We start from the raw sequence: 26328 nt of genomic DNA, 5'->3' as shown, positions 1-26328 counted from the left end.
CATGGCGATCCCGCTCCGATACAATCTTCGCAGTTTGCGCGTGCGCTGGCACTCGACGCTCGCCACGATGCTCGGCATCGCGCTGGTCGTCCTGGTGTTCATCCTCGTCCGCGCGCTCGCGCATGGGATCGAATCCACCTACATCAACACGGGTGACGAACGCAACCTGATCATCTTGCGCAAGGGATCGACCGCCGAATCCAGCAGCCAGATCAGTCGCGACGAGGCGCGGCGCGTCAAGTACCTCGACGGCATCGCCCGCAACGACCGCGACGAACCGCTGGCCTCGGCGGAGATGATCGTGCTGATCCTGCTGGATCGAATCAACGGCAGCGGCAGCGCCAACGTGCTGGTGCGCGGCGTCAGCGACGTGGCGATGGAATTACGTCCGCAAATCAAAATCACCGAGGGCCGGATGCTGCAACCGGGATTACACGAATGTCTCGTGAGTCGCCGTATCGCCGATCGCTTTGCCCATTGCCGCGTTGGCGACAGTTTCCAATCGGGTCGGATCACGTGGCATGTTGTCGGGGTTTTCGACGCACAGCGGACCGCCTACGAATCGGAGATCTGGGTCGATGTGGATGAAGCCCGCTCATCGTTCAAGCGCGATTTTTATGGCTCTGTGTTGCTTCGTCCCGTCGATAGCGCGACCGCGGAACAGGTGAAACAACGCATCCTGACGGACAAGCTGCTGACCCTCAAGGTTGTGTCCGAGACTGACTACTACCGCGAGCAAACGCAGTCAGCCGAGCTGTTTCGATTCCTCGCTTCGTTTCTGGCGGTCATCATGAGCATCGGCGCGGCGTTCGCGGCGATGAACACGATGTACGCGGCGGTTGGCGCACGCACGCGCGAGATCGGGACGTTGCGTGTGCTTGGTTTCCGGCGAAGCCAGATTTACGTGTCGTTCCTGCTGGAGTCGGTCGTGCTGGCGTTGCTGGGAGGCGTGGTGGGCTGCGTGATTTCACTGCCGCTCAACCTCCTGTCATCGGGGACGTTCAGCCAGACGACGTTTGCGGAGGTGGCGTTTCAGTTTCGCGTCACACCGCTGATGATGGCCAAGGGGATCGCGTTTGCCTTGGTGATGGGCGTGCTCGGCGGGCTGCTACCAGCGCGCCTTGCTGCGCGAAAACCCGTGCTTGACGCACTGCGCGCGGTCTGACGATGATGAAGGATGAAGCAATCGGAAACATGAGCGAAGCGTCCAACGAACCGTTGTCGAGACTGCGCATCGACGCTGAAAAAAAGACCCGCCGCCGCGGTGGGCCGAAGATCATGCTGGTGATTGTGGCTCTGGTACTATTCGGCGCAGTGGTAATTTTCCTGGCGATGCGCAAAGGTGATCGGGATTCCGTTGCTTCGAAAGGATCCTCCGGCGCGACGGCAACCGCCGCCGGTGCAGCAACAGCAGCTACGACCGGAATGGCCTCGACTTCCGCGACGCCGGTCAAAGTTGGCGATCCCGTGCTGACGGTAAGCGGGTACGTCATCCCGCGCGAACGCGTTGCGATCAGCCCGAAGTTCATGGGAACGGTTAAGTGGATCGGCGTAAAAAAGGGCGACGAAGTGAAGAAGGGCGACGTGATCGTGTTGCTCGAGGATGACGAGTATCGCGCCCGGGTGATGGAGACCGAAGGCCGCCTCGCGTTGGCGGAAGCGAATTTGACCAATGCTGAAGTGAATCTGAAACGGCAGATCGAGTTGTCGCACCATGATGTGGATAGCGCTCGCGCCCTGGACGATGCGCTACGCGTGCGCGACGGCGGAATAGCCGAGGTGAAGATGGCGCGCGGACAGCTCGCGCTGGCGCAAACCTACCTGGATTGGTGCACGATCCATGCGCCGATCAACGGGACGATCCTGGCGAAGCTCGTGAACCCGAATGAACTCGTGGTCCCGCAAAGCTTCGGTGGCGGGAATGGTCCGAGCACGGCGTTCCTGGCGATGGCTGACCTGACGGATTTGCAGGTCGAGATCGACCTGAACGAAGCCGACACACCGAAAGTGCACATGAAGCAGCGCTGCCGCATCAGCCCTGAGGCGTATCCCGACAAGAAATACGACGGTTACGTCGCGGAGATCGCGCCGGAGGCAAATCGCTCGAAGGGCACACTGCAGGTCAAAGTGCAGGTCGAAAACCCCAACCGCTTCCTGACCCCGGAATTGACGGCGAAAGTGGATTTTCTTGCGGACTGATTCCCATGGCTGAGATCCAGCGACAACCAGTCAATTCAAGCGACATCGCTTCCATCGGCTACGACGGCACGACAGAAACACTCGAGATCGAGTTCAAGGCCACGGGCATTTACCGGTATTTCTCCGTTCCCAAGAATGTGTGGGAAGAGCTCGCGCGCACGCCGTCCCCCGGCAAATTCTTTCTCCAACACATTAAGGGCAAGTACGCCTGGGAGAAGATCGGTCGTGATTGAAATGACAAAGGCGACCCTCATGGGTCGCCCTTGCGTTTGTTGCTGTCGAATCTGATGCCTATTTCACCTTATCGAACCGCGCGGCGACTTCGTCCCAGTTGACGACGTTCCACCACGCGTCGAGGTAGTTCTTGCGGAGGTTCTGGTACTTCAGGTAGTACGCGTGCTCCCACACGTCCACGCCGAGGATCGGGACATCGCCTTCCATGAGAGGGCTGTCCTGGTTCGCTGTCGAGTACGCTTTCAGTTTCTTGTCCTTGCTTACGACCAGCCATGACCAACCGCTGCCGAAGCGCGTCATGCCGTTGCCGGTGATCGTCTCCTTGAACTTGGCGAACTCGCCAAACGCTCCCTTGATCGCGTCGGCGAGTGCGCCCGCAGGTTCACCGCCGCCACCTTTCTTCATGATCGTCCAGAAGAGGCTGTGGTTGTGATGGCCGCCGCCGTTGTTGCGCACGGCGCCGCGGATGTCTTCCGGCACGCTGCTGATACCGCGCAGCAGGTCTTCGAGACTCTTGCCGTGCAGATCGGCGTGCTTGTCGAGGGCGGCATTCAGGTTCGTGACATAAGCTTGATGATGCTTCGTGTAATGGATTTCCATCGTGCGCGCATCGATGTGCGGTTCGAGTGCGTCGTATGAATAAGGCAATTTCGGTAGTTCATGCGCCATGATCGGATTCCTTTCGTGAATTTCAGTTCAATTCTTGAGAAACGCCAACGCCACTGCATCGTAGCGCGTGGGAGAGGACGTGTCAAATCGCCTCCGCAATGATTTGTCAAAGCCGGTCGCGCAGTCTAAGGTGACGGTTGTGAACAGCCGCAGGATTTTACTGGCACGCGTGGAGGAATTGCCACCCGGCGCGACGAAGAAGTTTACCTTCGACGCCAACGGACGGAAGACGGAGGCATTCCTGGCGAATTTCCGCGGTGAGCTGGTCGGGTTCGTGAATCGGTGCGTGCACCTGCCGATCACCTTGGACCTCGACGACAACGATTTTTTCACCGGTGACGGAAATCTTTTTGTGTGCAAGACCCATGGATCAGTGTATGACCCAAGGGCAGGCAAATGCGTTGGCGGACCGGGGCAGGGGAAGTCCCTGGAACGCCTGCCGCTGGTGGTGGACGCGGGCATGATTTACCTGGACTGGAAAGAATGAACTGGCTGATACATCACACGAAAAGGGTCTTACGGATCACCAGCGGCATCCTGTTGCTGGTGATCGGATTGGTACTGATGGTTCCCGGTGTGCCGGGGCCGGGGATCCTATTGATCTTTCTGGGGTTGAGTGTTCTGGCAGTGGATTTTGTCTGGGCCCATCGGGCAAAGACTTATATGAAGGCGAAGGGGGACGCGGTCATGAAGAAATTGCGGGGCCAATCCCCCAGCGGGCCACCGGTCAAGAAAGTTTAACGGGCGGCCTTGTCGTACCAGTGTTCGCAGTACTGCTTGCTGCGGATTTTCTTCTGCAGGCCAAAGGTGAATCCGAGCAGCTTGGCTATCATGGTGAACAGCGGCGTCTGGTCGATTTTGCGTGTGGAGGTGATGATCCAGCCTTTTGTGATCAACTCAAACTTCTGTCTGCGCGGCGCGCCGATCTTTTTCAGGTCGTAGGCGAGTTGCACATCCTCGGCGGCGTAGATGGTCTCGTCGAACCCGCCGAACGAGTCAAAATCCGCTTTGCGGCAGTGCATCATTCCCACGCCGACGCCGCTGCCGCGGACGTAGATGCCCCAGAGGAAGTAGAAAAAGCTGATCTTGAAGTTGCGACGCTCGGGCTCGATCCATGTGCCCCCACCGGCGATCTTGGGGTCTTCGAGGTGGTCGTGAATCAGGACCAGCAGGTTCTCGGTGACCTGGTTGTCGGCGTCGCAAAAGGCGATATATTTGCCGCGCGCGGCTTTCACGCCCGCGTTGCGCGCCTTGCCGATGTTGTTGATTGGCTCGACGACCACCCGCGCGCCGTGCTCGCGCGCCACGTCCCCCGTGCGGTCCCGGCTGTTATTATCGACCGCGATGATTTCCGCTGTGCACCCGCGCTCGCGCTCATACACCTGCGCCGCGTGCCTCAACGAGTCGATGGCGCGCCCGATGTATTTCTCCTCGTTCCACGCCGGAACGATCACGGAGAGCGTCGGCTCGCTCATTTGCCCGGCGGTTTCTCAGCCTCGTCGATGAGCATTACGGGGATGCCGTCGCGGATCGGGTAACGCAGGCCGCACTGTGGATTGGTGCAGATGATTTTCTCGCCTTCGAGTTTTACCTCGGCCTTGCATTTGGGGCAGGCCAGGATTTCGAGCAACTCTTTGTCGATCATGCTATCTCCTCCGCCACGCGCGTGGCTTCGTTGTAAACTTCTTTGACGCTCACAGTAAATTTTGCCGCGGCCTGCTTGCACGATTCAAATTCAGGCGACCGCGTGACTATTTTGCCACGAAGTCGTCCGACTTTCACCTCAATCTCGCCGAATTTGGTCTTCACCGTCACGATCTCGCGGGCCAGCTTGCGCCGCTGCGCTTCGTGTATGCGCACACCGAAACTTGTCGTATGCGTCAATACCAAATCCGCCAGAGTGTCCACGGCCTTGCTCTCGCAAAGAACGGTCAGCATGGTGCCGGGCCGGTTTTTCTTCATTTGCACCGGCGTCAGAAAAACGTCCAGCGCGCCCGCCGTCAGCAGCCGCTCCATCACATCACCGAACAGTTGCGGATTCATATCATCGATGTTCGTTTCGATGACGGTGATCGCGTCTGTTTCTTCCGTCGCGCTCGCCGCCGCACTGGCTTCACCCAAAACCGCGCGCAACACATTGGGCGTCTTCTCGAGATCGCGCGTGCCCGCACCGTAGCCGATCTTCTCGACGCTCATCGCCGGCAGCGGACCGAACCGGGCGCAAAATTCCGCCAGCAATGCCGCGCCCGTCGGCGTGACCAGTTCAAACGATTCATTGGACGGCTGGACGGGAATGCCTTTCAGCAACTCCAGCGTCGCGGGTGCGGGAACGGGGAAGCGTCCATGCGCTGTTTCCACAAAACCCGAACCAAGCCGCGGCGGGGATGCATGGATCTCGTCCACACCGAGCAATTCGACCGCGATACAGGCGCCCACGATGTCCACGATGGAATCCACCGCGCTGATTTCATGGAAGTGGATCTTCTCCAGCGGAATCCCATGGATCTTCGCTTCCGCCTCGCCGATGCGCCGAAACACGTGCAAGGCGCGATCTTTCACGCGTTGTGATAGTCCGCTTTTCTCAATCATCGCCGCAATCTCGGTGTACCCGCGATGCTCGTGAATTGCCGCATGGAGCATCGGTGAAGGCGAGTGAGCCACCGCATCCTCGAACACTGTGACATCAAATTTGGTAGCCGAAATGTTCTGCTTGGTCACACGCTGCGAAGAGATTCGATACTCGCGCAGGTGAAGCTTCTCCAACTCGGTCCGCAACGCGTCCTCCGACACACCCAGATCCAGCAGCGCGCCGAGAAACATATCGCCGCTGATCCCCGCAAAACAATCGAGGTAGAGGAGTTTCATTTTCTTAATCCGTCACCTTGTGCGAAGCGAAGGGTCCCTGTCGTGAGTGTGGCTTCCCAGATAAGAGAGATTCTTCGCTTTGCTCAGAATGACAGGCTGGATTGTTCATTTGTTCGCCAGTTGGTTCATCAAACTCGCAGCGTAGCCGGCGCCGAAGCCGTTGTTGATGTTGACGACGGTGACGCCGCTGGCGCAGGAATTGAGCATGGCGAGCAGGGCGGCGAGACCGCCGAAACTGGCGCCGTAACCGACGGAGGTGGGCACGGCGATGACGGGCTTGTCCATAAGACCGCCGACGACGCTGGGCAGGGCGCCTTCCATACCGGCGACGACGATCAAGACGTTGGCTTCGAGAAGCTCCTCGTTCAACGCGAGGAGGCGGTGGAGACCGGCCACGCCGACGTCGTAGTAGCGCTTCACGCGATGGCCCATGATGTCGGCGGTTACGACGGCTTCCTCGGCAACGGGAATATCGGTTGTGCCGGCGCAGAGCACGGCAATCGTGCCGCCACGTTTCGGCAACGGCTTGCGCACGACGGTCACTACGCGGGAGGCTTCGTGATACTTCGCCTTCGGGAAGGCGCGTTTCAGGGCGCGAAAGGTTTCCTTCGACGCCCGCGTGGCCAGCAGATTGTCGTTGTGGCGCAAGATGGCCCGCGCGATCTTCACGACCTGCACTGGTGTCTTGCCTTCGCAGTAGATTACCTCAGGGAAACCTTTACGGAGGGCGCGATGTCCGTCCACGCGCGCAAAATCGAGGTTGTGAGTCGAGAGGGACTTCAATCGTTTGAGCGCGGTACCGGGGGGCACGCGACCGGCGCGCACGTCGTCGAGCAATTTCCTGAGCCTCACTTCATTCATGGCGTGGCGGACTCCGCCCGAAGTTCTTTCGCGCGGGCTTCCATCGACTCGGCTTCTGGGATGCGATTCAGCGCGCGAAGGACGATGGCGTAGTTGTCGAGGATCGGCAGCAATTGCGGATCGTTGTGGCCGAGGGCGGTTTCCTTGATGGCGAGCGCGCGTTTTAACAGGGGGGCCGCTTCGGCACGGCGGTCCTCCGAAGAGTAAAGCGTACCGAGATTGTTGAGATCAGTCCCGACATCGACGTGGCCCGGACCGAGGAGCTTCTCATCGATCTGCAACGCCCGCCGGTACAGCGGCTCGGCCATTGCGTTTTTGCCCTGGATGCGATAGACCTCCGCAAGGTTATTAAGACTGGAGGCAACGGTAAGGTGCACCTTGCCGTAGTTTGCCTCGTCGCGTTCAAGCGCGCGTTTAAGCGGTGATTCCGCGGCGGCGTATTTCTTCTCGAGATAGAGCACAAGTCCCAGGCTGCTGAGGTCCTTCGCCAGTTGCGGGTTTTTCTTGCCGCTGTTCTTCTCGCCGATGGCGACCGCCTGCGTGTAGGAAGCTTCCGCTTCCGTGTACTTGCGCAAGGCAGTCTGCACGGAACCGAGCGCGCGCCAGGTTGCCGCGAGGCTGGGATGATCCGGCGGTACGGTCTTCCGCCAGATGTCCAACGCCCGGGTCAGCAACGTTTCGGCCTCAGCGTTCCGGTCCTGAGCGGCCGCCAACGCGGCGAGGTTGTTCAGCGTTGTGGCGATGGCAGTGCCAGGCTGGCCGGGCGACTGCTCGCAAATCGTGAGCGCACGCTGGTACAGCGGCTCGGCCTCGGTGAGTTTACCTTCCGCGCGGTACACCCCGGCGAGATTGTTAAGGTCGGTTGCCACGCCAAGGTGATTCGTGCCGAGGGCCTTCTCGTCGATGGTGAGCGCCTGTTTGTACAATTGTTCCGCGTCGGCGTAGCGCCCCAGGTTGTCGGAGACCAGGGCGAGGTTGTTGAGGTCAACGGCGACGTCCTGATGGTCGTAGCCCAGTAGCTTCTGGTCCATCGCCAGCGCTCGTTTCAATAAACTTTCGGCTTCCGGGTAATTACCCTGCGCGCGCTGGTACTCCGCGAGGTTGCTCAGCGCGGTGGCCACTTCGCGATGCGAAGGGCCAAACAATTTCTCGGCGATTTTCAGCGCGTCCTGCCCGACGCGGACGGCGTCGGCATACTTTGCCTGTCGGTAAAGGTCGTTCGCTTGCGCGGTGAGTTTTTTCAGGGTGGCGATCTCGGCGTGCGCTGGGAAAGCCATGAGCACCAGCGCCAGTACCGTGGCGATTCGCAGACGGAGATTCATGCTGCGCATGCTAGCAGACCGAGCCGAAACACCGCAACTGTGTTAAACGGGGCAGGTGGGGCGGGCGTTTTTACCTCACCACGAAGGCACGAAGAACACCAAGGAAGGTGCAAGTCCAAATTCATCGACCTCTGCCTAGCGGGTCAGCAGCGACACAGCTTTGGCGAGGGGCAGGTCGGTGGCGAGGACTTCGCGGCGGTCGGTTTTCCAATCGAAGGTGCCGAAGCCAGAGCGGGCCAAGGAGCGTTCGGTTTCGCGCTTCAACTCGACGATGAAATCCGGTGTCAGCCCCTTTTCCTGAAGAACATGCTTCGAGGGCCGCATGTAGTACGCAGTGGGCATGATCAGCACGGAGCCATCCGACAGCGCCGCGGAGGCATTGAGAAATCCCCGGCCAAAAGTCTGGCTGCCGACGATGCGGGCGCGTTTGTTGTCCTGCAATGCCCCGGCAAAAACCTCCGCCTCGGCGGCAGTGCCGCCATTGACGAGCAAGATCAGCGGCGCGGTGACGTTGAGGCTTTCGTCACTGACGAAGGTGGTGTGCAGCCCCGGGCTTCCATACTCCAGCGCGATGAGCTCTGTGCCTCTGGAGAGGAAGAAGGACGCGGCCACCTGCGCGGCCCCGAACGCGCCGCCGGCGTTGTTGCGCAGATCGAGAATGATGCCCGCCGCACCCTGGCTTTTGGCGAGGATCATGGCGGCACGGAGGTTTTCAACAACACCTTGCGTGAATTCAGGTACCCGATAGTACGCGACGCCCCGGTCGAGGTAACGCAGGGCGGTCTGGGGAGACGGACCCGGTGCGGTACGGCGCAGGCGGAGGTCTCGAACAGCCCCGGTACGCGGATCGAGAACGCGGAAGGTCACTGGGAAATCCCTCGGACCGCCCAACAGACGGTCCACGTCGATACGTCGCGCGTGAGCGGTGGGGACATCACTGATGGCGATGAGCTGGTCGCCGCCGAGCAGGCCGCCGTTTTCCGCCGGACTGCCGTCGCGCGGCGAAATAACCGTGGGGAAATCGTCGCGGATGGCGAAGCTGAGTCCGATGGCGGCAGCGGTATCGGCGAGTTCATTTGTTACCGCGGCCTCCTCGGGTGTGAGCAAATCCGCTTCCGGATCGATGGAGCGGACGAATCCGCGCAGCGCGGCGGTGGTGCTACGGGCCGTGTTAATGCGCGAGGGTTGAGCATAGGTCTTCTGCAACAGCTCCAACAACTCTGTGAAACGCGACAGTGTCTCGAAGGAAGATGGCGTGGGCGTCAGGACGCGCGGCTCCTCGCCGGCACAGGCAAGCGCGGCCACGAGCAACGCGCAAGCCAGCAGGGGCACGGCAAGCCGCGCCCCTGCCGCACGATTCCGCAAGAGCTTCACGCAAGTTCCTGGCCGCTGATGGCGTCGGCAATTTTGAACTGCTCGAAATGGAAGGTTGGGTCGGCGCGGAAGCTGAGTTTGCCGCTGAGCTTCTTTTCCAACTCGATAAGCACCGTTTCGTCCTCGGTGCGGAGACGGTTGAGCACTTCCGGGTGGACGAAGATGCGGAGTTGCGGTTGCTCGTGTTTGCCCTGCTCGCGCAGCTTGCGGAGGAGTTCGGAGACCTTGCGTTGAATTTCAACCGACATCGACAGCGCGCTTTTGACCATGCCTTTGCCTTTGCAGTAGGGGCAATCCTCGTACACCGCGCTGGCCATGCTTTCGCTGTGGCGCTGGCGGGTCATCTCCATGAGGCCGAGCTGCGAGATGTTGAGGATGCGGGTCTTGGCCTTGTCGCGACGGACGCCCTCGCGCACTTTTTGTGTGACCTTCTGCTGGTCATTGCGATGTCGCATGTCGATGAAGTCGATGACAATGAGGCCGCCGATGTTGCGGAGGCGAAGCTGGCGGCAGATTTCCTCCGCGGCCTCGAGATTGGTTTGGAGAATCGTCGTGTCCAGGTCCTTCTGCGATTTGTGACGGCCCGTGTTGACGTCGACCGCCACGAGCGCCTCGGTTTCATCGATGCAGATGTAGCCGCCCGATTTGAGCCAGACCTGGCGGCGGAAGGCGTTCTCGATTTGTTTCTCGACGTTGAACCGGCTGAAGATCGGCGTGGGCTCGTTGTAGAGACGGACCTTGCCACGGGAGCGACGGCTGATCTGCCCAATCATGTTGCGGATGCGTTCATACGCGTGCTCGTTGTCCACCACGATGCGATCTACTTCCTCGGTGAGGAAATCCCGCACGGTACGCTCGACCAGGTCGGGTTCCTGAAAAACGCAGTACGGCGCCGACTGTGTTTTGATTTTGTCCTCGACCCCTTTCCACGTCTGCAGCAGCAATTCGAGGTCGCGGATGAAGTAGCGCTTCTTTTGATTCTCGCCGACGGTGCGGATGATGACGCCCATGCCCTCGGGAATGCGAAGGCGTTGCAGGATTGTTTTCAGACGCTTACGCTCCCGGTCATCCTCGATCTTGCGCGAGATACCGCGCTGCGGGTTGAACGGCATCAGCACGAGGTAGCGGCCCGGGATGCTGATGTTGGTGGTGATGCGCGGGCCCTTGGTGCCGATGGGTCCTTTGACGACCTGGACGATGACCTCGGAGCCCGGCGGATACAGTTGTGGAATGTCCTTTTGCGAGATTTTTGGTTTCTGCTGGGCGCGTTGGGTTTCCGGTGTTTCAAGCAGATCGACGCGCTGGTCGAGTTGCTCGGGAATGATGTCCCAGTAATGCAGAAAGGCGTTCTTCTCGAATCCGATGTCGACGAACGCTGCTTTCAGTCCCGGCTCAAGGTTCCGAATCTTCCCCTTGAACACGCTGGCGACGATCCGCGACTCGGTCGTGCGCTCGATGGTGAACTCCTCAAGCTGGCCCTCTTCCAGCACGGCGACGCGGTTCTCCAGCGCCTCGGCGTTGACGATGATTTCCTTGAAGATGCGTTTCTTGCGGCGACCGGTCAGCAGTTCTTCGCCCTTTTTCAGTATTTGTTTGATTGCGTCCATGCTCAATAGATCCTCCTGTGAATCCACACGTTTTGTAGCAGCCCGAGGGCGGTCATGCTGGCCAGCACGAACGATCCTCCCTGGCTGAGTAATGGCAGGGGCAGACCCGTGACCGGCATCAGGCCGATCGTCATGCCCACGTTAATGAAGATATGGAAAAACAACATGACCACGACCCCCGTGGCCAGAAGCATTCCCAAACGGTCGCGCGCGTTCGCGGCGATCCGTAGCCCGGAAAACAAAATGACCGCGTACAACCCCAGCACACCGAGACTGCCAACGAACCCCTTCTCCTCGGCAATCACGCTGAAGAGAAAATCGTTCGGCGCCACGGTGCTGGGCAAATATCCCAGCAGGTTTTGCGTTCCCTGCAGATAACCTTTTCCCGACCACCCACCCGAGCCGACCGAGATGAGCGATTGGGTGAGATTCCAGCCCACTCCCCTCGGATCCTTGTTCGGATGCAAAAACACCGTGAGCCGGTCACGCTGGTAATCTTTCATATGCAACCACGCGAACGGCGCGAGGACCAGGCCCAACGCGATCACCAGCAGCAAATGCTTCACGCGCACGCCCGCCACGAAAAGCAAACCAAAGCAAATCGGGAGCAAAACCAACGCCGAACCCAAATCCGGTTCCAACATGATGAGCACCAGCGGCGCTCCCGCCACCACGAACGCGACCCAGACGGTGCTCAACTGCCGGCGGGCTTCCAGCGTGCGATGAAAGAGATAATAGGAAATCGCAACCAGGGTCGCCAACTTGGCAATCTCCGCAGGTTGAATCCCGAAACCGCCAAAACCCAACCACCGCCGCGCGCCATACATTGTATGTCCCGCCACCAGGACGAGTACGAGCAATCCCAGCGCGAAGACGTACCACACGGTGGCCCATTGGCAGATGAGCCGGTAATCCACCAATGCCGCCGCCAGATAAACCAGCAGCCCGACACCGAACCACACCATCTGCATTTGGTAAGTGGGCAGCTTACCGGGATGCGCTCCAGCCGAGCCCAAGGCGGAATACGACGCGCTATAAATAAAGAAGACACTACCGACCGCCAGCGCCACCATGGCGCCGAACAGCGCCCAATCCATGCGCTTGATCATGTCGAGGTATCGGTTAATCGGCATAGACCGCCTCCGCAGGATGGTTGTCCTCGACGCTCTTCCCAAACACCTGCGCGAAAACCTTGCTGGCGACCGCCGCTGCCGTGTGGCTTTCGTTCGCTGCGTCTTCAATCAGCACGGAGATGGCAACTTGCGGCTGGTCGTAGGGTGCGAACCCGATAAACCACGCGCGATCCAACCGTTGCGATTTGCCATCGACGATCCTATCGTATTGCGCGGTGCCTGTTTTGCCCGCCACGCTCAATCCCTTCACCCCGGCCGGACGCGCCGTGCCACTTTGGACTGCGCCAAGCATTGCCTGGCGCACGAATTCAATTTGCTGGGGCTTTGCACTTAGATGGGCGCGGACATCCGGTTCGCCTTCATGGACGACCTGACCGTCGGAGGACTCGATGCGCTTCACCACATACGGCCGCAAACCCGTGCCGCGATTGGCGAATGTTGCCGCCACGCATGCCATCTGCATGGGTGTGACCAGCAGGAAGCTTTGCCCAATCGACAACTGGACCGTATCGCCATCCCACCATCTTTCGCCGCGCTGCGCCCGTTTCCACGCCGCGCTCGGCACCAAACCCCGGCCTTCACTTCCAAGGTCAAATCCCGTCGGTTGACCCAGGCCGAATTCAGCCGCGACCTTTGTGATGGTATCCAGGCCCGTTTTCAAACCCCGTTCGTAGAACCACACGTCGCAGGACTGTGCGATCGCGGTCGCGGCATCGACGGAACCATGTCCGCCGTGGTTCCAGCAGCGGAAGGTGTGATTGCCGATGGTAAAAAACCCTGGGCACACCACGGTGTCTTGTGGTGAGATTGCACCAGACTCAAGCCCGGCCAGCAAGGTGATCGGTTTGAACGTCGAGCCGGGTGGGTAACGCGCGAAGATCGTCCGATTGAGCATCGGGCTGGCGGGATTGGTCCTGACCGCTTCGATTACTTGAGCGGGTGTGCCTGGACTGAAGATGTTGGGGTCGAAGCCCGGCTCTGAAGCCAGGGCCAGCACTTCACCCGTTCGCACATCCAGAAGTACCGCCGCGCCGGAGAGCTTCTTGCCCGGGGTTGCCGGAGCTTCGCGCAACGCTTTTTCCAGGATTCGCTGCAGTCGGACGTCGATCGTCAATGTTACGCGACCGCCGCGCTCGGCTTGTTTCTCGCCCAGATCATCCTTGATCGTGCCGGCGGGATTGACCCGGATGGTGCGTCCGCCCGGTGAACCCCGCAGATATTCATCACACGCCTTCTCGACGCCCTGCCTGCCCACGCTGTCGGGTTGGTAGTAGGAATACTTCTCGATATCCTCATCGCCATCGTCCGCATCCGCCTTGCCGACATAGCCGATCAAATGCGCCGCGAGCGGACCCAGCGGGTATTGACGCACCGGCATGACGATCAGATCCGTGCCAGGAATAGTGTCGGCACGTTCGGAAAAGGCCGCAACCTGTTCGGGAGGAAGATCGTGCCACACGGGCATCGGCAGGGGACGACGCTTCTGGTAGTGAAGCTTGATGTCGCGGTCGGCAAGTTTGTTCTGGAGGCCAAGTTCCGAACCGAGCAGGCCCAGATTCGCCTGGGCGATGGTAACGACGTTGCTTTTCTTGGGTACGCCCATTTGGTCGAGGTAAATCGCGATATCGTAGCTCGGGCGGTTGTTCGCGAGGACAACACCGTTGCGATCGACAATCTCCCCGCGAGCTGCGGGGATGCGGATGCGGCGCAGCGATTGCGCGTCCTGTTTATTGTCGTAGTGCTGGCCACGCAGAATCTGCACGCGCCATAACGCGCCGAGCAGGAGGAACAACCCGCAGGCGACAATCGTGCCGATCGCCCGGAGGCGTGGGTTGTTTTCGCGAAATGGCGCGCTGATGATCATGTGTTCCCCCACGCCATCCGCGCGTAATCCAACACGAAGAAAAGCAACACTGTGACCGTCCCGCTGATCGCCGCCACGAGGATCATTTTAAAAACCATACCGAATGAAATGCCGATGGAAAAAAACGCGATGACCGCCACCGCCATCGATGTCAGGGCGCCCGCGCCCATTTGTACCCAGGGTAGGTCGCGGTCCAACACTTCGCGGAGACTTGTCATTAGAATGGCCGAAATGCCATACGCCAGAGCCGACACGCCGAATGGCGCAGCCGACAACGCGTCCTGCAGCAGGCCCGCCACGAGCGCGATCGCAATGGCGGATCGGCGCGGCATTGACAGCGCCGTGTACACCACAAGTGCCGGCAGGAATTCGATTCGTAAGCTGCCGAAAAACCAGAGCGTCGGCAAACGCGCTTGCAGCGCCGCTGCTATCAGGATTCCCACAATGGCGATGAGCGTGTTCATTCCACGATCACCATCACTTCCTCCAACCGGCGAAAGTCCGCGGCTGGCTTGATCTCGACGTCCTGATACATCCCGGTTTGTTTGTTGAGTTGCGCACCGGTGACCGTGCCGATGAGAATGCCCTTGGGAAAAACGCCGCCAAAACCGGAGGAAACCACCGGCTCACCCGGCTTGATCTTCGCATCGCGGTTCACGTAGGTCATTACGCAATGGGGGGAAAGACGAAGTGAGCGCTTGACGCCGGCGGCGATGCCGGGCTCACGCGTGTTCTGCAGGAGTGCGCTAACTTTGCAGTTCGGATCGGTGAGCAGGAGAACGCGGCTCTCGCCTTTGGTAGCAGAGACAATCTTGCCGACGAGGCCATCGGCATTGAGGACGGCCATGTTCATATGGAGACCATCGTTGCTCCCGCGGTCGATCTGGATGCTCTCCCACCAGTTGGATGCGTCGCGGCCGATGACACGTGCGGTGACGGTGTGGAAGGGGGCGTGCTCTTTCAAGCTGAGAAGCTGGCGCAGGCGCAGGTTCTCATCTCCCGTTTCACCCAGGGCACGCACTTGTTGGCGCAACGCATCGTTTTCCCGGCGCAATTCCTCATTTTGTCGGGCGAGGAGTCGGCGCGACTGGACGAAGGGAAAGTAATCTCCCAGCTTCACAAACGGCGTACCAAGTTGTACGAAAACCATGCGCAGCTTACCCGAGAAAGCGTTGGGTTGGCCCAGAAACATAATCCAGCCGACCACCAGCAATCCGATAATGACCAAATTTTTCCGATTCACTCAAACTTCCGTGCCTCTCGGTGGTCGCCAACAAACTTCCGCGACTACCGTCGGCCAATTCTTCGGCGGGTGGAGCAGGTGGGATGGCGCTTACGATGAATTCTTGGCGAGCTTCTCAAGATAGCCGAGTTCCTGGAGCACCACACCCGTACCCATCGCCACCGCGCTCAGCGGATCATCAGCGATGTGAACGGGCAGCCCCGTCTCTTCGGCCAGAAGCTTGTCGACGCCCCGAATCAGCGCGCCGCCGCCCGCCAGCATAATGCCACGGTCGACGAGGTCAGCGGCCAATTCAGGAGGGCAGCGCTCGAGTGTCACGCGGACGTTCTCGACAATGGTCGAGATCGGTTCCTGTAACGCTTCGCGCACTTCCTCGGAGGTCACCGTCAAGGTCTTCGGCAAGCCGGCCACCAGGTCGCGTCCTTTGACTTCCATGGTGAGCTCTTGTTCGAGCGGGTAGCCCGAGCCGATCTTGATCTTGATGTCCTCCGCCATGCGTTCGCCAATCATCAAATTATAAGCGCGTTTCATGTACTGGATGATGGCTTCATCCAGTTCATCTCCCGCTACACGCACGCTGCGGCTCAACACGATGCCCGCCAGGCTGATCAGGGCCACTTCCGTCGTGCCACCGCCAATATCCACAATCATGTTGCCCGCCGGCTCTTGCACCGGCAGCCCAACGCCGATGGCGGCCGCCATCGGTTCTTCAATCAGATAAACATCCCGCGCCCCCGCATGGGTGGCGCTGTCTTTGACGGCGCGCTTTTCCACCTCGGTGATCCCGCTCGGCACCGCGACAATGACCCGCGGTTTAATGCCATAACGGCGGTTGTGCACCTTCTGGATGAAATAACGCAGCATCGCCTCGGTGATCTCGAAATCCGCGATGACGCCGTCCTTCATGGGGCGAATGGCCTGGATGTTACCTGGCGTACGACCCAACATCCTCTTCGCCTCTTCTCCTACCGCCAGCACGTGGCTTGTCCCCGTTTGGATGGCCACCACGCTGGGCTCTCGCAAAACAATACCGCGATCACGCACGTAAACCAGCGTGTTCGCGGTTCCCAAATCGATGCCAATATCGGTCGAAAAATAGTTTAGAAATTTGCCAAACATCTAAATCGCTTGTCTCCCCACGCGTCCTCCCGGCGCCCTCCACTCAAAGTGATAATGACCTCCAACCACACCCTCGTCCGACCGCAGTCGGGGCCCGAAGTCATTCAAGTCGCGCCACTTTTACAGTCCAGAGCCGACCCCGTCAAGCAGTGAATTGCCAGCTGACCGTTGCGGTCATGCGCGATCAATTCCACAACCGGCTCTTGGCAAACGAGGTTGGGAAGGGGTATTCTGAAGCAGTCACGGAAGAATGTTCGCGAAGAAGGGCGGTAACTATGCGGATTCTGGTTGTAGAGGATGAACCGAAGACAGCGGCCTACTTGCGGAAAGGGCTTTCCGAGGGCGGCTACGTAGTCGACTGCGCCGTCGATGGCGACGAAGGATTGCACCTCGCGCAGACCAGTGCCTACGATCTGGTGATTCTCGACGTGATGCTCCCGCGCCGCGATGGCTGGTCGGTGATCGCGGAGATGCGGCGCGGCGGGAAACAGACACCGGTGCTCTTCCTCACGGCGCGGGACCAGGTCCAGGACCGGGTCAAGGGCCTCGAATTGGGTGCCGATGATTATCTGGTCAAACCTTTCGCGTTCTCCGAGTTGCTCGCGCGGATGCATTCCGTCTTGCGGCGCGGTGCGTCCCGGCCGGTGGAGACACTGAAACTCTCCGACCTGGAAATCGACTTTCCCCGGCGCAAGGTGTTGCGCGGCGGGAAACGGGTCGATCTGACCGCCAAGGAATTCGATCTCCTGTCCCTGCTGGCCAGGCGCGCCGGTGAAATCCTCTCGCGGACGATCATTGCTGAACAGGTTTGGGACATGAATTTCGACAGCGATACAAACGTGGTGGATGTCGCCGTGCGCCGTTTGCGGCAGAAGATCGACGAGCCTTTCGTGAAGAAATTGGTCCACACCGTTCGCGGCGTTGGCTATGTCCTCGAAGACCGCTAAGCCGACACCGGGTGGCGCGCGCAAACCCCGGCGGTGGTGGTCGTCGATCACGTTTCGGCTGACGCTGCTCTACATGCTTTCGGCAGTGGGGATCCTGACGGTGTGCTGCATCCTCGTCTATTGGATGCTCGCGCGGAATGTCGACCATTTGGCCGGCCAGTTTCTGCAGGACGAGGTGCACGACGTCCGCGCGGCTCTGCGCGAGCTTCCCAGTAATCCCCGGGTTTTGGATGCCGAAATCAACATGGAAGGCACGTACCCGAATTATTATGCGCGGGTCATGGACCGGCAGGGGAGGGAGTTTGGGGCAACTCCGCACATGGGGGAAGTGGCGGAGGGTTTTCAATTCCCACCTCCTGCCGAAGCGACGGAATCGTCCCGGCAGTTTGTCAAAGCTCGGGCAAGTGATGGGAGATGGTTTCTCCTGGGCTCGGCTTGGGGACAGGTCGGACGCGAGGGCGAAACGCAGATGATGGTCCAGGTCGCGCTGGATATTTCCAAGGAACAGAGATTGGTGCAGAGTTTTACGGGGCGGCTTGTGGGCGTAATCCTGTTGGGGCTGGGCTTGTCCACCGCGGCAGGGATCGTCGTGGCCGGGATGGGGATGCGCCCGCTGACGGAAATCACCTCGGCCGCGCAACGCACCGGCCCGACGCAACTCCACGAGCGCATCGGTTCGACGCATTGGCCGCAGGAGTTGACTGCCCTGGCGGAGGCATTCGACGGAATGCTCGATCGCCTCGAAGATTCCTTCGCCAGGCTCTCGCAGTTTTCGGCGGACATGGCCCACGAACTGAGAACCCCCATCAATAATCTCATGGGCGAGGCGGAAGTCTCGCTCTCGAAGCCGCGAACCGTGGAAGAATACCAGCGCGTGCTGGCCTCCAGCCTGGAAGAATGCGGTCGGCTGGCGCGCCTCATTGACAGCATGCTCTTTCTGGCCAGGGCGGAGAACGCCGAAACCGAGTTGAAACGATCGGCGCTGGATGTTCGCGCGGAGATCGAGGCCGTGCGGGAGTTTTACGATGTCGTGGCGGAGGAACAGGGTGTCGAGGTGGCATGCGGGGGGGACGGTCGATTGAACGCCGATCCGCTGCTTTTCCGGCAGGCGGTCAGTAATTTGCTCTCCAACGCGTTGCACTACACCCCGCGTGGTGGCAAGGTCGTGATCTCGGTGGCCCGCCCGGGCGGCGGATGGGTTGACATCGCCGTCGCCGATACGGGAACGGGGATCGACCCCGAGCATCTGCCCCGCATCTTCGACCGCTTTTATCGCGCCGACCGCTCGCGGTCGCAGCACCCACAAGGCCTCGGGCTCGGGTTGGCGATTGTAAAATCCATCCTGACGCTCCATGGCGGAACAGTGGCGATCACCAGCACGACGGGAGCGGGCACGACCGTCGTGCTTCGGTTCCCCGGCAATGCGGCTTGAAAAGTTGCGCACGCGCCAGTAGGATACGCCCAACTCAGGCGCGTCCCCACAAAGAAGCCTGATCGACCGACAGGGTGAAATCATGAAAAAACTGTACGCGTTGTGGGTCAGCCTCGTTTCGCGACTGCAATCACCATTCCTGCTCGTCATCCGCCTATATTGGGGCTGGCAGTTTTTCGGGACGGGGAAAGGTAAGCTCATGAATCTCGATAAGACCGCCGGGTTTTTCGCCACCTTGAATATCCCCGCTCCCAAGCTGAATGCGATCCTCGCCGGCAGCACGGAATGTTTCGGCGGACTGCTCCTCCTGCTCGGATTGGGTTCGCGCATCGCTACGGTCCCGCTCATCTTCACCATGGTCATCGCCTACCTCACCGCCGAGTCAGAGGCGGCCCACGCCATTTTTAGCAATCCTGACAAGTTCGTCACCGCCGCGCCATTTCTATTCCTATTGACCTGCGTAATCGTCCTCATTTTCGGGCCCGGCTGCTTCTCGCTGGACGCCATCATTGCCAGGTCGTGCGGCGAAAAGAAAAAGTAGCATCGCTCAACCACGCTACGATCCACGAATGGGTTTGTTTGTCCCTTTACCGCATTCAAACCCACCAAAACCCCCCTCAAATTGGGTTCGTTTTCCAAAACGAACCCACCTGCAAACGCCGACTGCAAACGACACAAGGTTCTGTATCTAAAATCGATACATCGAAAACCGCGCAAAAATAAATTGGGTTCGTTTCGCAGAAACATATATAGGCCCCGATCTGCCCCCAACAGCGAGTCAAACCGTAGCATTATCGATGACTGATAGCTCGGCCCTTGTCTCGTCCGCCGTGGCGGTCTCACGGTGGCGGACCTGTCCTCCATAGTACGAAGTGCGACGCCGGAAGCCTCAGCGACGTGGCCTCTCCTACTACTCATACCCCGCATCATACCACTATCGGAATCCGATGTCCAGCGCTTTAAGCCTCATCTGCTGCGGCTGCGCTCGGTGAGCTTGGCTCTGGTCAAGCATGCAAGGACGAAAGCACCATGCAGACCATGTCCTTCTTCGTGGCGGTTCGAGGGTCACTGCCGAGAGCGACCGCAGTGCGTGCCAGCAGAGCCAACAGTCAATGGGTGATCTTGAGCCGAATGAACCGCGCCGGCATGGAATCAGACGGGGCCATGTCCTGAACTGTCCAGGTTTCGGTGCCGTTACCGTTGTCAACGGGCGGGCCAATGGGCGCGGTGAAACCCGGCCCGGAATTCCACGTGACGAGGTCGCTCGAAACTTGCACGGTGTAGCTGATGTCGGTGTTGTAAAGAACCTGCTTGTACGCGATGGTCAGATGGTTTGTACCCGCAAGATTCTGAACGGAGGCGTTGGGCAGGCCGTTGAGATCCGGGACCTTGGGGTTGAGGCTGAGGGCGTATTCCATCAAGTTGGGAATCCCATCACCATCCGGATCGGCCACATCGCCGCTGATCGAAGTGTTGGTCAATTCAGCGCTGGTGAAATTGGCCTGCCGCCAGAGTTGGTATGGCGCGGTCAATAGACCGTAAACGACAAATTGGTTGGCGCCCGTCGGCGCGTAAACCTTTCCATTGCTGATGGTCGGCGAGGCGAATTTAACGTAGCTCCCGAGCGAATCGCGCGAGGCCTTGGACTGACTGGTCCACAATGTGTGCCCGACGTTGCCAGCGTCGTAGGCAACGATCGTGCCGCCTTGGAAATTGCAGATGCCCCAGACAATCCCGGAGCCGGGTACGTTGAGATTGGCCGACAACGACATACCGCCGGGACGCGATTGCGTAAACGTCGCATTCCCTTGGGCCAGTGGGTTGGTGTCAATGGAGGAACCAGTGAAGTTGAACGCCTTCATCACGTCGCCGCCGGTCCACGTAAACAGAAACTGATTGCTCGGACCGTTCCAATAGACCGGGCTTGGTCCGATGCAACACGTCGACGGCACCGCCTGAAATTCCTGGAGGACGTTCGTGTCGGAATTCGCGGTGCTATACCCGCCCATGTCGTCGCGATTCAACAGATACAACACGCCCTGCTTGCCGATCCCGACAACCATATTGGTGGTGGGCAGCAAGAGTGTCCCGCCAGAACCCAGATCCAGGTCGGAGGCATCGAGCGCGGCCTGATTATACGGCGTGAACCAGGTGGCGACGGCCAGGGTATTGTTGGAGACAGTGAGCTTCATGAATGTGTCGCCAAGGTCCGGCCCGCCAGTGTTGGCGTCAAAACTGCCATTGCCGGTCACCACGTAGATATTGCCGGCGGAATCCGCGGCCGGCCCCGTGCCGCTCGACCAAATCGCGCCCTCACCGCCGTTGGGTGTTGTGTTGAACGCGCACACCTGCTGGAGATTTGTTGCGCCGTAACCGAGCAACCACCCGTGATAGGGAGCCCAATCGCAATGCGAACCGAACGCCAGATACACCACATTGCTCAACAGCAATAAACCGGGACGGTTGTGTTCGTGCTGCGCATCGAAGGAAACATTGGTGCCGCCATCGCCCGTGCCTGGAACGGACGCCTGTACCACCACGGGCCCGCCGAATTTCTCCTGCCCGGTCGCAATATCCAACGCGTGCAATCGGTGAAAGTAATTGCCACTTTCCACGGTCTTGGCGTCGACGTAGATCGTGCCCGTAGTCGGGTCGATGACGGGCGTGCTGGTGATCCCGACGATGGGCGACAAGTCACCGCAGTTATTCAAATCCGCAATGGGAACTGGCGGGCCGAGGTTCACATGCCAGAGCGCGTTGGACGCAGCGGCATTGTCGGCATCAAACGCGTACACGCTGTTGCTCTCCGTACAGACGTACACGACGTTATAAAACTGATTGGAGATCGCCACCGCATGGGCGTACAGCGGCTGCGCATACATTTGCCCGTCAACGGAACGGCTGAAGACTTTTCCGAATTGCGCTGTGCTCACATTGTTGGTGGTGAGGACAAATTCCTGGAGATTCGCCCCCGTGCGGAGATTATCATTATGCTGTGTGAGAACATTTGCCGCAATAGCCCCGAACGGCGACAAGAAGACGACAAAGATAACGGCGGCAGAAACGACCCGACGACAACACTTTCGAGTTCTTCCCTGAGTTCGCTCCATCGGCGACCTCGATTCCTGATACTACCTGAATTCCGTGTTACCGTTCGATTGAAGGCACGTGATGTTGGAACCAATCCCCTCAGTCACACTGACCACCATTTTATCCTCCCTGACAGTATTATCAAGCCTTTTTCGCGGCTCTAAGACTTACTCCGCTCTGTTACGCCGCCAATACCCCCTCCTTCGTTTCCCTCCTTAGAAAATATACTTCCCGGATACCGATAGAGGGATCAGGCCCACACAATCGCATATTTCCAGTCAATATCCGCCGCACCGATATTTGGTCAGTAGCGCTGCAACTCCCATCTCGACCCCTCCCGATTCGATTTGCATTCGGCGGTGCGGTAGTTTAGCTTTGTCGCTGGCGTGAAAGTCGTTCGTAGGGCCTATGGCGGGCCCTGATACACGGGTCTAAATCCAAATGTACTATTGCACCGTATCTTAAATTACGGCGGACCTTGGTGAAAACGTACGAATCCAACGAACGGGACGTTCATCAGATATCCACGACGCCCGTGCCCTCTGCCGATACGCTCTTTTCAGCTCGAAATCCCAATCAGTCTGAAACCATCTTCGTTCCTGCCCGGCGTGACAGGAACGGAAGTCCAAAACCAACCAAACACCCAACAGAGGAGAGGTAATGAAGAGATCTACGAAAGCATTGGTCGCAGGCGCAGCGATGGCCGGTTTGATGACGGGCGTGGTCGCGCGTACATATGCCAGCCAGTCCACGACATCCACCAAGGGCGCGACCCTGTCGGCCTGGGGCCAGTTGGACGACACCGGCGATAAGGGCAAGCACGACTGCAAGGGGAAGAACAGCTGTAAGGGTCAGGGCGGTTGCAAGGGCAGCGACAACGGCTGCAAGGGGCAGAACTCCTGCAAAGGCAAGGGTGGCTGCAGCACCAACACGCCGGCGAAATAGTCGTCTCTGTGTTTGTTTGATGGACGTGGGGGCGGCCGCAAGCCGCCCCCACTGATTATTCCTTTATGCCGGCCAATCGCTTCAACGGATTCACCGATTACGGTATCGGCATCGGCTTGCGCGTGCCGCATTATCAGCACATCCTCACGCGCAAACCCGTCGTCGATTGGTTCGAGATCATCTCCGAAAATTTCATGGTCGATGGTGGCCGTCCCTTGCAGGTCCTTGACCAGATCCTCGAACAATACCGGGTCGTGCAGCACGGCGTCTCGATGTACTTCGGTTCCGCCGATAAGTTGAACCGCGAGCACCTCAAACGCCTCAAGACCCTGGTCAAGCGGACCAAGACACCGTGGTTGTCCGATCATCTCTGCTGGGGCAGCGTCGATGGCCGTTACACCCACGACCTGCTGCCGATGCCCTACACGTTTGAAGCCGCGAAGGTCACCGCGCAAAAAGTCCGCGAGGTGCGCGATTTCCTCGAGATACCGATTGCCGTCGAAAACGTCAGCAGCTACGCCGAGTTTCATGTCTCGGAGATGACCGAATGGGAGTTCCTCACAGAGGTCGTCGAGCGGGCCGACTGCGGCATTCTGCTCGACGTGAATAACATCTACGTCTCCTCGAAGAATCACAATTTCAATCCCTACGATTACGTCAACAACGTCCCGCACCGCCGCGTCGCGCAAATCCACATCGCCGGCCATTCCAAATTCAAAAAATATATTCTCGACACCCACGATCATCCGGTGCTGGACCCCGTGTGGGAACTTTATTCCCGCGCCGTCAAACTGGTCGGCACCACCGCCACGTTGTTGGAGTGGGACGATCGCATTCCGTCGTTCGACGAGGTTCACCATGAAGCGCTCAAAGCCAACCAGTTCATTCGTCAGCTCGAGCAAAAAACCGCGTCGGCCTAAAGTTGCGCCGGCCCGGCAACTCGGCGAAGTGCAAGCGGCCATGGCGAACGCGATCATGCGACCACTCGCGGCGCGCGATCGGATGCAAAAGTCTTCCGTGGTCGTCGCTGAGGCCATCATCAAGCCCAACGACCGCCTTACGTCCTTCGAACGCCTGGAAATCTACAACCGCCAGTACTGGTTTCGCATTCTCGATTGCTTTTACGATGATTACCCCGGCTTGCGCGCCGTCCTCGGTGATCGGAAATTCGAGCGGCTGGCTCGCGCCTATCTCGCGCGTTATCCATCGGAATCGTTCTCGCTTCGCAATCTCGGTCGTCGCGTGGAAAGTTTTTTGCGCGCAGAACCGAAATGGATCGCGCCGCATCAGCGGCTGGCGCTCGATATGGTGCGGATCGAATGGGCCAACATCGTCGCCTTCGACGAGGCGGCGAAGCCAACCATTGATATCGACGATTTACTGGGTCGCGATCCCTCCAGGGTGCGTCTCGCATTGCAGCCCTATATCACTCTGCTGGAAGTCCGTTATCCCGTGGACGATTTGCTCATCGCCGCCAAGAAGGGCGACGACCGTCTGCGGGGCGAGGCGAGCAACGCCGTCGCATTGCAGCACAAGCGGGCCCGGCGTATCAGCTTTCGTGGGCTGAAACCGCGGCGGCTGTACATCGCGGTCCATCGAATGGAGTGCTCGGTCTATTACAAGTCGCTCGCCTGCGAACAATTCGCAATTTTGCAGGCGCTCCAGCAAGGCGCGTCGATTGAGAAGGCTTGCGCCTACCTTGAAAATCGCCGCCCGCCGGCCGGGAAAGATTGGGCATCCGAATTGCAGCATTGGTTCAAGGAATGGAGCTCTTTCGGTTGGTTTTGCCGGCGATGAAAAACCTCAGGCGCGGACTTGTCGCACTCAGTTTCTTCATTTTCACGGCACACGCCTTCGCCACCGACGTTCCCGACAGCGTTAACATCGCCAAGGCCCGCGAGAAGGGGCGCCAACAGCTTTTCCAATGGGTCCCGTGGACGGACGACAACTTCGCCCGCGCCAAACAGGAACGCCGCTTCATCCTTCTCGATTGCGCCGCCGAATGGTGCCACTGGTGCCATGTCATGGACGCGACGACCTACCTGGATCCCGACATCGGGCGCACCCTCAGCAACCGCTTCGTGGCGATCCGCGTCGATATCGACGCGCGACCCGACCTCGCCGAACGCTACGGCGCATGGGGTTGGCCCGCCACTGTTATTTTCTCGCCCGATGCCGAGGAACTGGGAAAATTCCGCGGCTATCTCGCGCCGGAAGAATTGAAAACCGCGTTGGCCGGCATCGAGCGCGCAAATCCGATCGCCCAGGGATACATCGGCGCGAATCCATCCGCCGCCGTCGATGCCCTCGATTGGATTGGCGCGCGCGTCACACACGACCTTGACGATTGGTATGACCCGAACGAAGGAGGGTGGGGACGCCAACAAAAAGCTCCGCTGGGCGCGAACATCGAATTTGAACTTCGCCGCGCGGCGCATGGCGACGGCCGTGCGATGCAACGGGCCGTCTTCAGCCTCGAAAAACAGCGCGCGCTGATCGACCCGGTTTGGGGCGGCATCTACCAGTATTCCGCGGCGAGCAAATGGAACGAGCCGCATTTCGAGAAATTGATGGCGTATCAGGCAGCCAACCTCGAGGCGGCGGCGCGCGTCTGCCAAGCCACGGGCAACAAAGCGTTTCTCGCCGATGCGCGGAAGATCGACAGCTATCTCGAGAAGTTTTTCACCTCCACCAACGGTACGTTCTTCGCCACGCAGGACGCGGACCTCAACGCGCACGAAAAAGACAAACCGTTCGTGGATGGTCACACCTACTACGCTCTCGACGACGTCGGCCGACGTAAACTGGGTTTTCCGCGCATTGACACGCACGTATACGCCCGCGAAAACGGCCTCGCCATCGCCGCGCTCAGCACCCTGTACGAACTCACACAGGATGAAGCCGTGTTGAAACGCGCCCGCCGCGCCGCCGACGCCATTCTCGCTTCCCACGTGACTGACAACGGTAGTGTGTGGCACGATGCCGACCGAAAGACCGGCCCGTTCTATCTCGCGGACGCAGCGGCGTTGGGCTGGGGACTCGTACGGCTGGGGTCAGCGAGCGGCGATTCGCGTTATGGTCTCGCGGCAAAACGCATTGCGGAGGCGACCGTGAAGAATTTTGTTGATGCAAAGTCGGGCGGATATTTCGAGCACACGGCGGACGAGAACGCCGCCGGCGTTTTTGCGCACCGCCAACAGCCATTCGTCCATAATGTGATGTGCGCGCGATTCTTCGCGAATCTCAGCCCGGGCGAAACCATTTGGCGCGAACGCGCCCGGCACATCCTCGCCGCCATCGCCACGCCCCGCGCCTTTGACGACCAGGGACGCATGGTGGGCGAGTACCTGCTCGCCCTCGACGACGCCGGCGCCTATTCGTGGTGAAATGAATCGGTGCCGTCTTTTTTGGTTTTCGATGTTGC

At 59.5% G+C, this 26328-nt stretch carries 26 protein-coding genes; 12 read left to right on the top strand and 14 right to left on the bottom strand.

The genetic code is table 11. The annotated features are described in order from the left end of the window. The first annotated feature begins 1 nt into the window (after position 1). Genes VNL17_15170 through VNL17_15160 form a run of 3 tightly spaced genes read left to right on the top strand, consistent with a single transcriptional unit; the run spans position 2 to position 2432 of the window. The gene (locus VNL17_15170) at positions 2-1165 is read left to right on the top strand and encodes an ABC transporter permease (GenBank protein ID HXI85422.1); all 1164 of its coding nucleotides are present in this window, start codon (positions 2-4) and stop codon (positions 1163-1165) included. Between the two features lie 2 nt (positions 1166-1167). Then, a complete protein-coding gene (locus tag VNL17_15165; GenBank protein HXI85421.1) occupies positions 1168-2199 on the top strand; it encodes an efflux RND transporter periplasmic adaptor subunit in 1032 nt (343 codons plus the stop codon). 5 nt (positions 2200-2204) lie between these two features. Beyond that, positions 2205-2432, top strand: coding sequence for a KTSC domain-containing protein (locus VNL17_15160; protein HXI85420.1), 228 nt, complete (start codon positions 2205-2207; stop codon positions 2430-2432). Positions 2433-2490: 58 nt separating this feature from the next. Here the strand turns inward: VNL17_15160 and VNL17_15155 are convergent, their stop codons facing one another. Next, entirely contained in the window at positions 2491-3102 is a 612-nt protein-coding gene (locus VNL17_15155) for a superoxide dismutase (GenBank protein HXI85419.1), read from the bottom strand. A gap of 139 nt (positions 3103-3241) precedes the next feature. On the opposite strand from VNL17_15155, the gene VNL17_15150 reads away from it, so the two are divergent. Together VNL17_15150 and VNL17_15145 are read left to right on the top strand one after the other, a co-directional pair. Next, the gene (locus VNL17_15150) at positions 3242-3589 is read left to right on the top strand and encodes a Rieske 2Fe-2S domain-containing protein (GenBank protein HXI85418.1); all 348 of its coding nucleotides are present in this window, start codon (positions 3242-3244) and stop codon (positions 3587-3589) included. Then, positions 3586-3843 carry a PGPGW domain-containing protein gene (locus VNL17_15145; GenBank protein ID HXI85417.1) on the top strand — a complete coding sequence of 86 codons (258 nt, stop codon included), beginning with the start codon at positions 3586-3588 and terminating at the stop codon, positions 3841-3843. Before VNL17_15150 ends, VNL17_15145 begins: the two co-directional genes overlap by 4 nt. On the opposite strand, the gene VNL17_15140 is transcribed toward VNL17_15145, so the two are convergent. The 12 genes from VNL17_15140 to VNL17_15085 form a co-directional block, all read right to left on the bottom strand. Further along, on the bottom strand, positions 3840-4577 hold the full coding sequence (locus VNL17_15140; GenBank protein HXI85416.1) for a glycosyltransferase: 738 nt from the start codon (positions 4575-4577) through the stop codon (positions 3840-3842). The two genes, VNL17_15145 and VNL17_15140, sit on opposite strands and share 4 nt — an antisense overlap. Then, positions 4574-4747 (bottom strand): Trm112 family protein, encoded by a 174-nt coding sequence (locus tag VNL17_15135; GenBank protein HXI85415.1) that lies wholly within the window; start codon positions 4745-4747, stop codon positions 4574-4576. The genes VNL17_15140 and VNL17_15135 overlap by 4 nt, the downstream gene beginning before the upstream one ends. Continuing rightward, positions 4744-5967 carry a nickel pincer cofactor biosynthesis protein LarC gene (gene larC / locus VNL17_15130; protein ID HXI85414.1) on the bottom strand — a complete coding sequence of 408 codons (1224 nt, stop codon included), beginning with the start codon at positions 5965-5967 and terminating at the stop codon, positions 4744-4746. Before larC ends, VNL17_15135 begins: the two co-directional genes overlap by 4 nt. A 105-nt stretch (positions 5968-6072) precedes the next feature. Then, entirely contained in the window at positions 6073-6828 is a 756-nt protein-coding gene (gene larB, locus VNL17_15125; protein ID HXI85413.1) for a nickel pincer cofactor biosynthesis protein LarB, read from the bottom strand. Further along, entirely contained in the window at positions 6825-8150 is a 1326-nt protein-coding gene (locus VNL17_15120; protein HXI85412.1) for a tetratricopeptide repeat protein, read from the bottom strand. The genes larB and VNL17_15120 overlap by 4 nt, the downstream gene beginning before the upstream one ends. Positions 8151-8285: 135 nt before the next feature. Continuing rightward, on the bottom strand, positions 8286-9524 hold the full coding sequence (locus VNL17_15115) for a S41 family peptidase (GenBank protein HXI85411.1): 1239 nt from the start codon (positions 9522-9524) through the stop codon (positions 8286-8288). Then, a complete protein-coding gene (locus VNL17_15110; GenBank protein ID HXI85410.1) occupies positions 9521-11131 on the bottom strand; it encodes an Rne/Rng family ribonuclease in 1611 nt (536 codons plus the stop codon). Before VNL17_15110 ends, VNL17_15115 begins: the two co-directional genes overlap by 4 nt. A gap of 2 nt (positions 11132-11133) precedes the next feature. Continuing rightward, on the bottom strand, positions 11134-12264 hold the full coding sequence (gene rodA, locus VNL17_15105; protein ID HXI85409.1) for a rod shape-determining protein RodA: 1131 nt from the start codon (positions 12262-12264) through the stop codon (positions 11134-11136). Then, positions 12254-14128: a penicillin-binding protein 2 gene (gene mrdA, locus VNL17_15100; protein HXI85408.1), complete on the bottom strand. Its 1875-nt coding sequence runs from the start codon at positions 14126-14128 to the stop codon at positions 12254-12256. Before mrdA ends, rodA begins: the two co-directional genes overlap by 11 nt. Beyond that, positions 14125-14592 carry a rod shape-determining protein MreD gene (gene mreD / locus VNL17_15095; GenBank protein HXI85407.1) on the bottom strand — a complete coding sequence of 156 codons (468 nt, stop codon included), beginning with the start codon at positions 14590-14592 and terminating at the stop codon, positions 14125-14127. The genes mrdA and mreD overlap by 4 nt, the downstream gene beginning before the upstream one ends. Next, the gene (gene mreC / locus VNL17_15090) at positions 14589-15371 is read right to left on the bottom strand and encodes a rod shape-determining protein MreC (protein ID HXI85406.1); all 783 of its coding nucleotides are present in this window, start codon (positions 15369-15371) and stop codon (positions 14589-14591) included. The genes mreD and mreC overlap by 4 nt, the downstream gene beginning before the upstream one ends. A gap of 90 nt (positions 15372-15461) precedes the next feature. Beyond that, the gene (locus VNL17_15085) at positions 15462-16490 is read right to left on the bottom strand and encodes a rod shape-determining protein (protein HXI85405.1); all 1029 of its coding nucleotides are present in this window, start codon (positions 16488-16490) and stop codon (positions 15462-15464) included. 275 nt (positions 16491-16765) lie between these two features. On the opposite strand from VNL17_15085, the gene VNL17_15080 reads away from it, so the two are divergent. The 3 genes from VNL17_15080 to VNL17_15070 all read left to right on the top strand — a co-directional run bounded on the left by VNL17_15080 (position 16766) and on the right by VNL17_15070 (position 19410). After that, entirely contained in the window at positions 16766-17437 is a 672-nt protein-coding gene (locus VNL17_15080) for a heavy metal response regulator transcription factor (GenBank protein ID HXI85404.1), read from the top strand. Beyond that, positions 17418-18869: a heavy metal sensor histidine kinase gene (locus VNL17_15075; protein HXI85403.1), complete on the top strand. Its 1452-nt coding sequence runs from the start codon at positions 17418-17420 to the stop codon at positions 18867-18869. Before VNL17_15080 ends, VNL17_15075 begins: the two co-directional genes overlap by 20 nt. Before the next feature lie 82 nt (positions 18870-18951). Further along, positions 18952-19410, top strand: coding sequence for a DoxX family protein (locus VNL17_15070; GenBank protein ID HXI85402.1), 459 nt, complete (start codon positions 18952-18954; stop codon positions 19408-19410). Positions 19411-19978: 568 nt separating this feature from the next. On the opposite strand, the gene VNL17_15065 is transcribed toward VNL17_15070, so the two are convergent. Next, complete coding sequence (locus VNL17_15065) at positions 19979-21979, bottom strand: pyrrolo-quinoline quinone (GenBank protein ID HXI85401.1); 2001 nt, start codon at positions 21977-21979, stop codon at positions 19979-19981. A 640-nt stretch (positions 21980-22619) separates the two neighbouring features. On the opposite strand from VNL17_15065, the gene VNL17_15060 reads away from it, so the two are divergent. The 4 genes from VNL17_15060 to VNL17_15045 all read left to right on the top strand — a co-directional run bounded on the left by VNL17_15060 (position 22620) and on the right by VNL17_15045 (position 26290). Next, positions 22620-22904 (top strand): hypothetical protein, encoded by a 285-nt coding sequence (locus tag VNL17_15060; protein ID HXI85400.1) that lies wholly within the window; start codon positions 22620-22622, stop codon positions 22902-22904. Between the two features lie 65 nt (positions 22905-22969). Then, positions 22970-23824, top strand: a complete 855-nt coding sequence (locus VNL17_15055; GenBank protein ID HXI85399.1) for a DUF692 domain-containing protein — start codon at positions 22970-22972, stop codon at positions 23822-23824. Next, positions 23763-24701, top strand: coding sequence for a DNA-binding domain-containing protein (locus VNL17_15050; protein HXI85398.1), 939 nt, complete (start codon positions 23763-23765; stop codon positions 24699-24701). The genes VNL17_15055 and VNL17_15050 overlap by 62 nt, the downstream gene beginning before the upstream one ends. Beyond that, entirely contained in the window at positions 24698-26290 is a 1593-nt protein-coding gene (locus VNL17_15045) for a DUF255 domain-containing protein (protein ID HXI85397.1), read from the top strand. Before VNL17_15050 ends, VNL17_15045 begins: the two co-directional genes overlap by 4 nt. Positions 26291-26328: the final 38 nt, after the last annotated feature.

The organism is Verrucomicrobiia bacterium, from assembly GCA_035577545.1.
Classification (GTDB): Bacteria; Verrucomicrobiota; Verrucomicrobiia; order Palsa-1439; family Palsa-1439; genus Palsa-1439.
The sequence above is the reverse complement of the archived record's forward strand: the minus strand, read 5'-3'. Positions and strand labels throughout refer to the sequence as shown.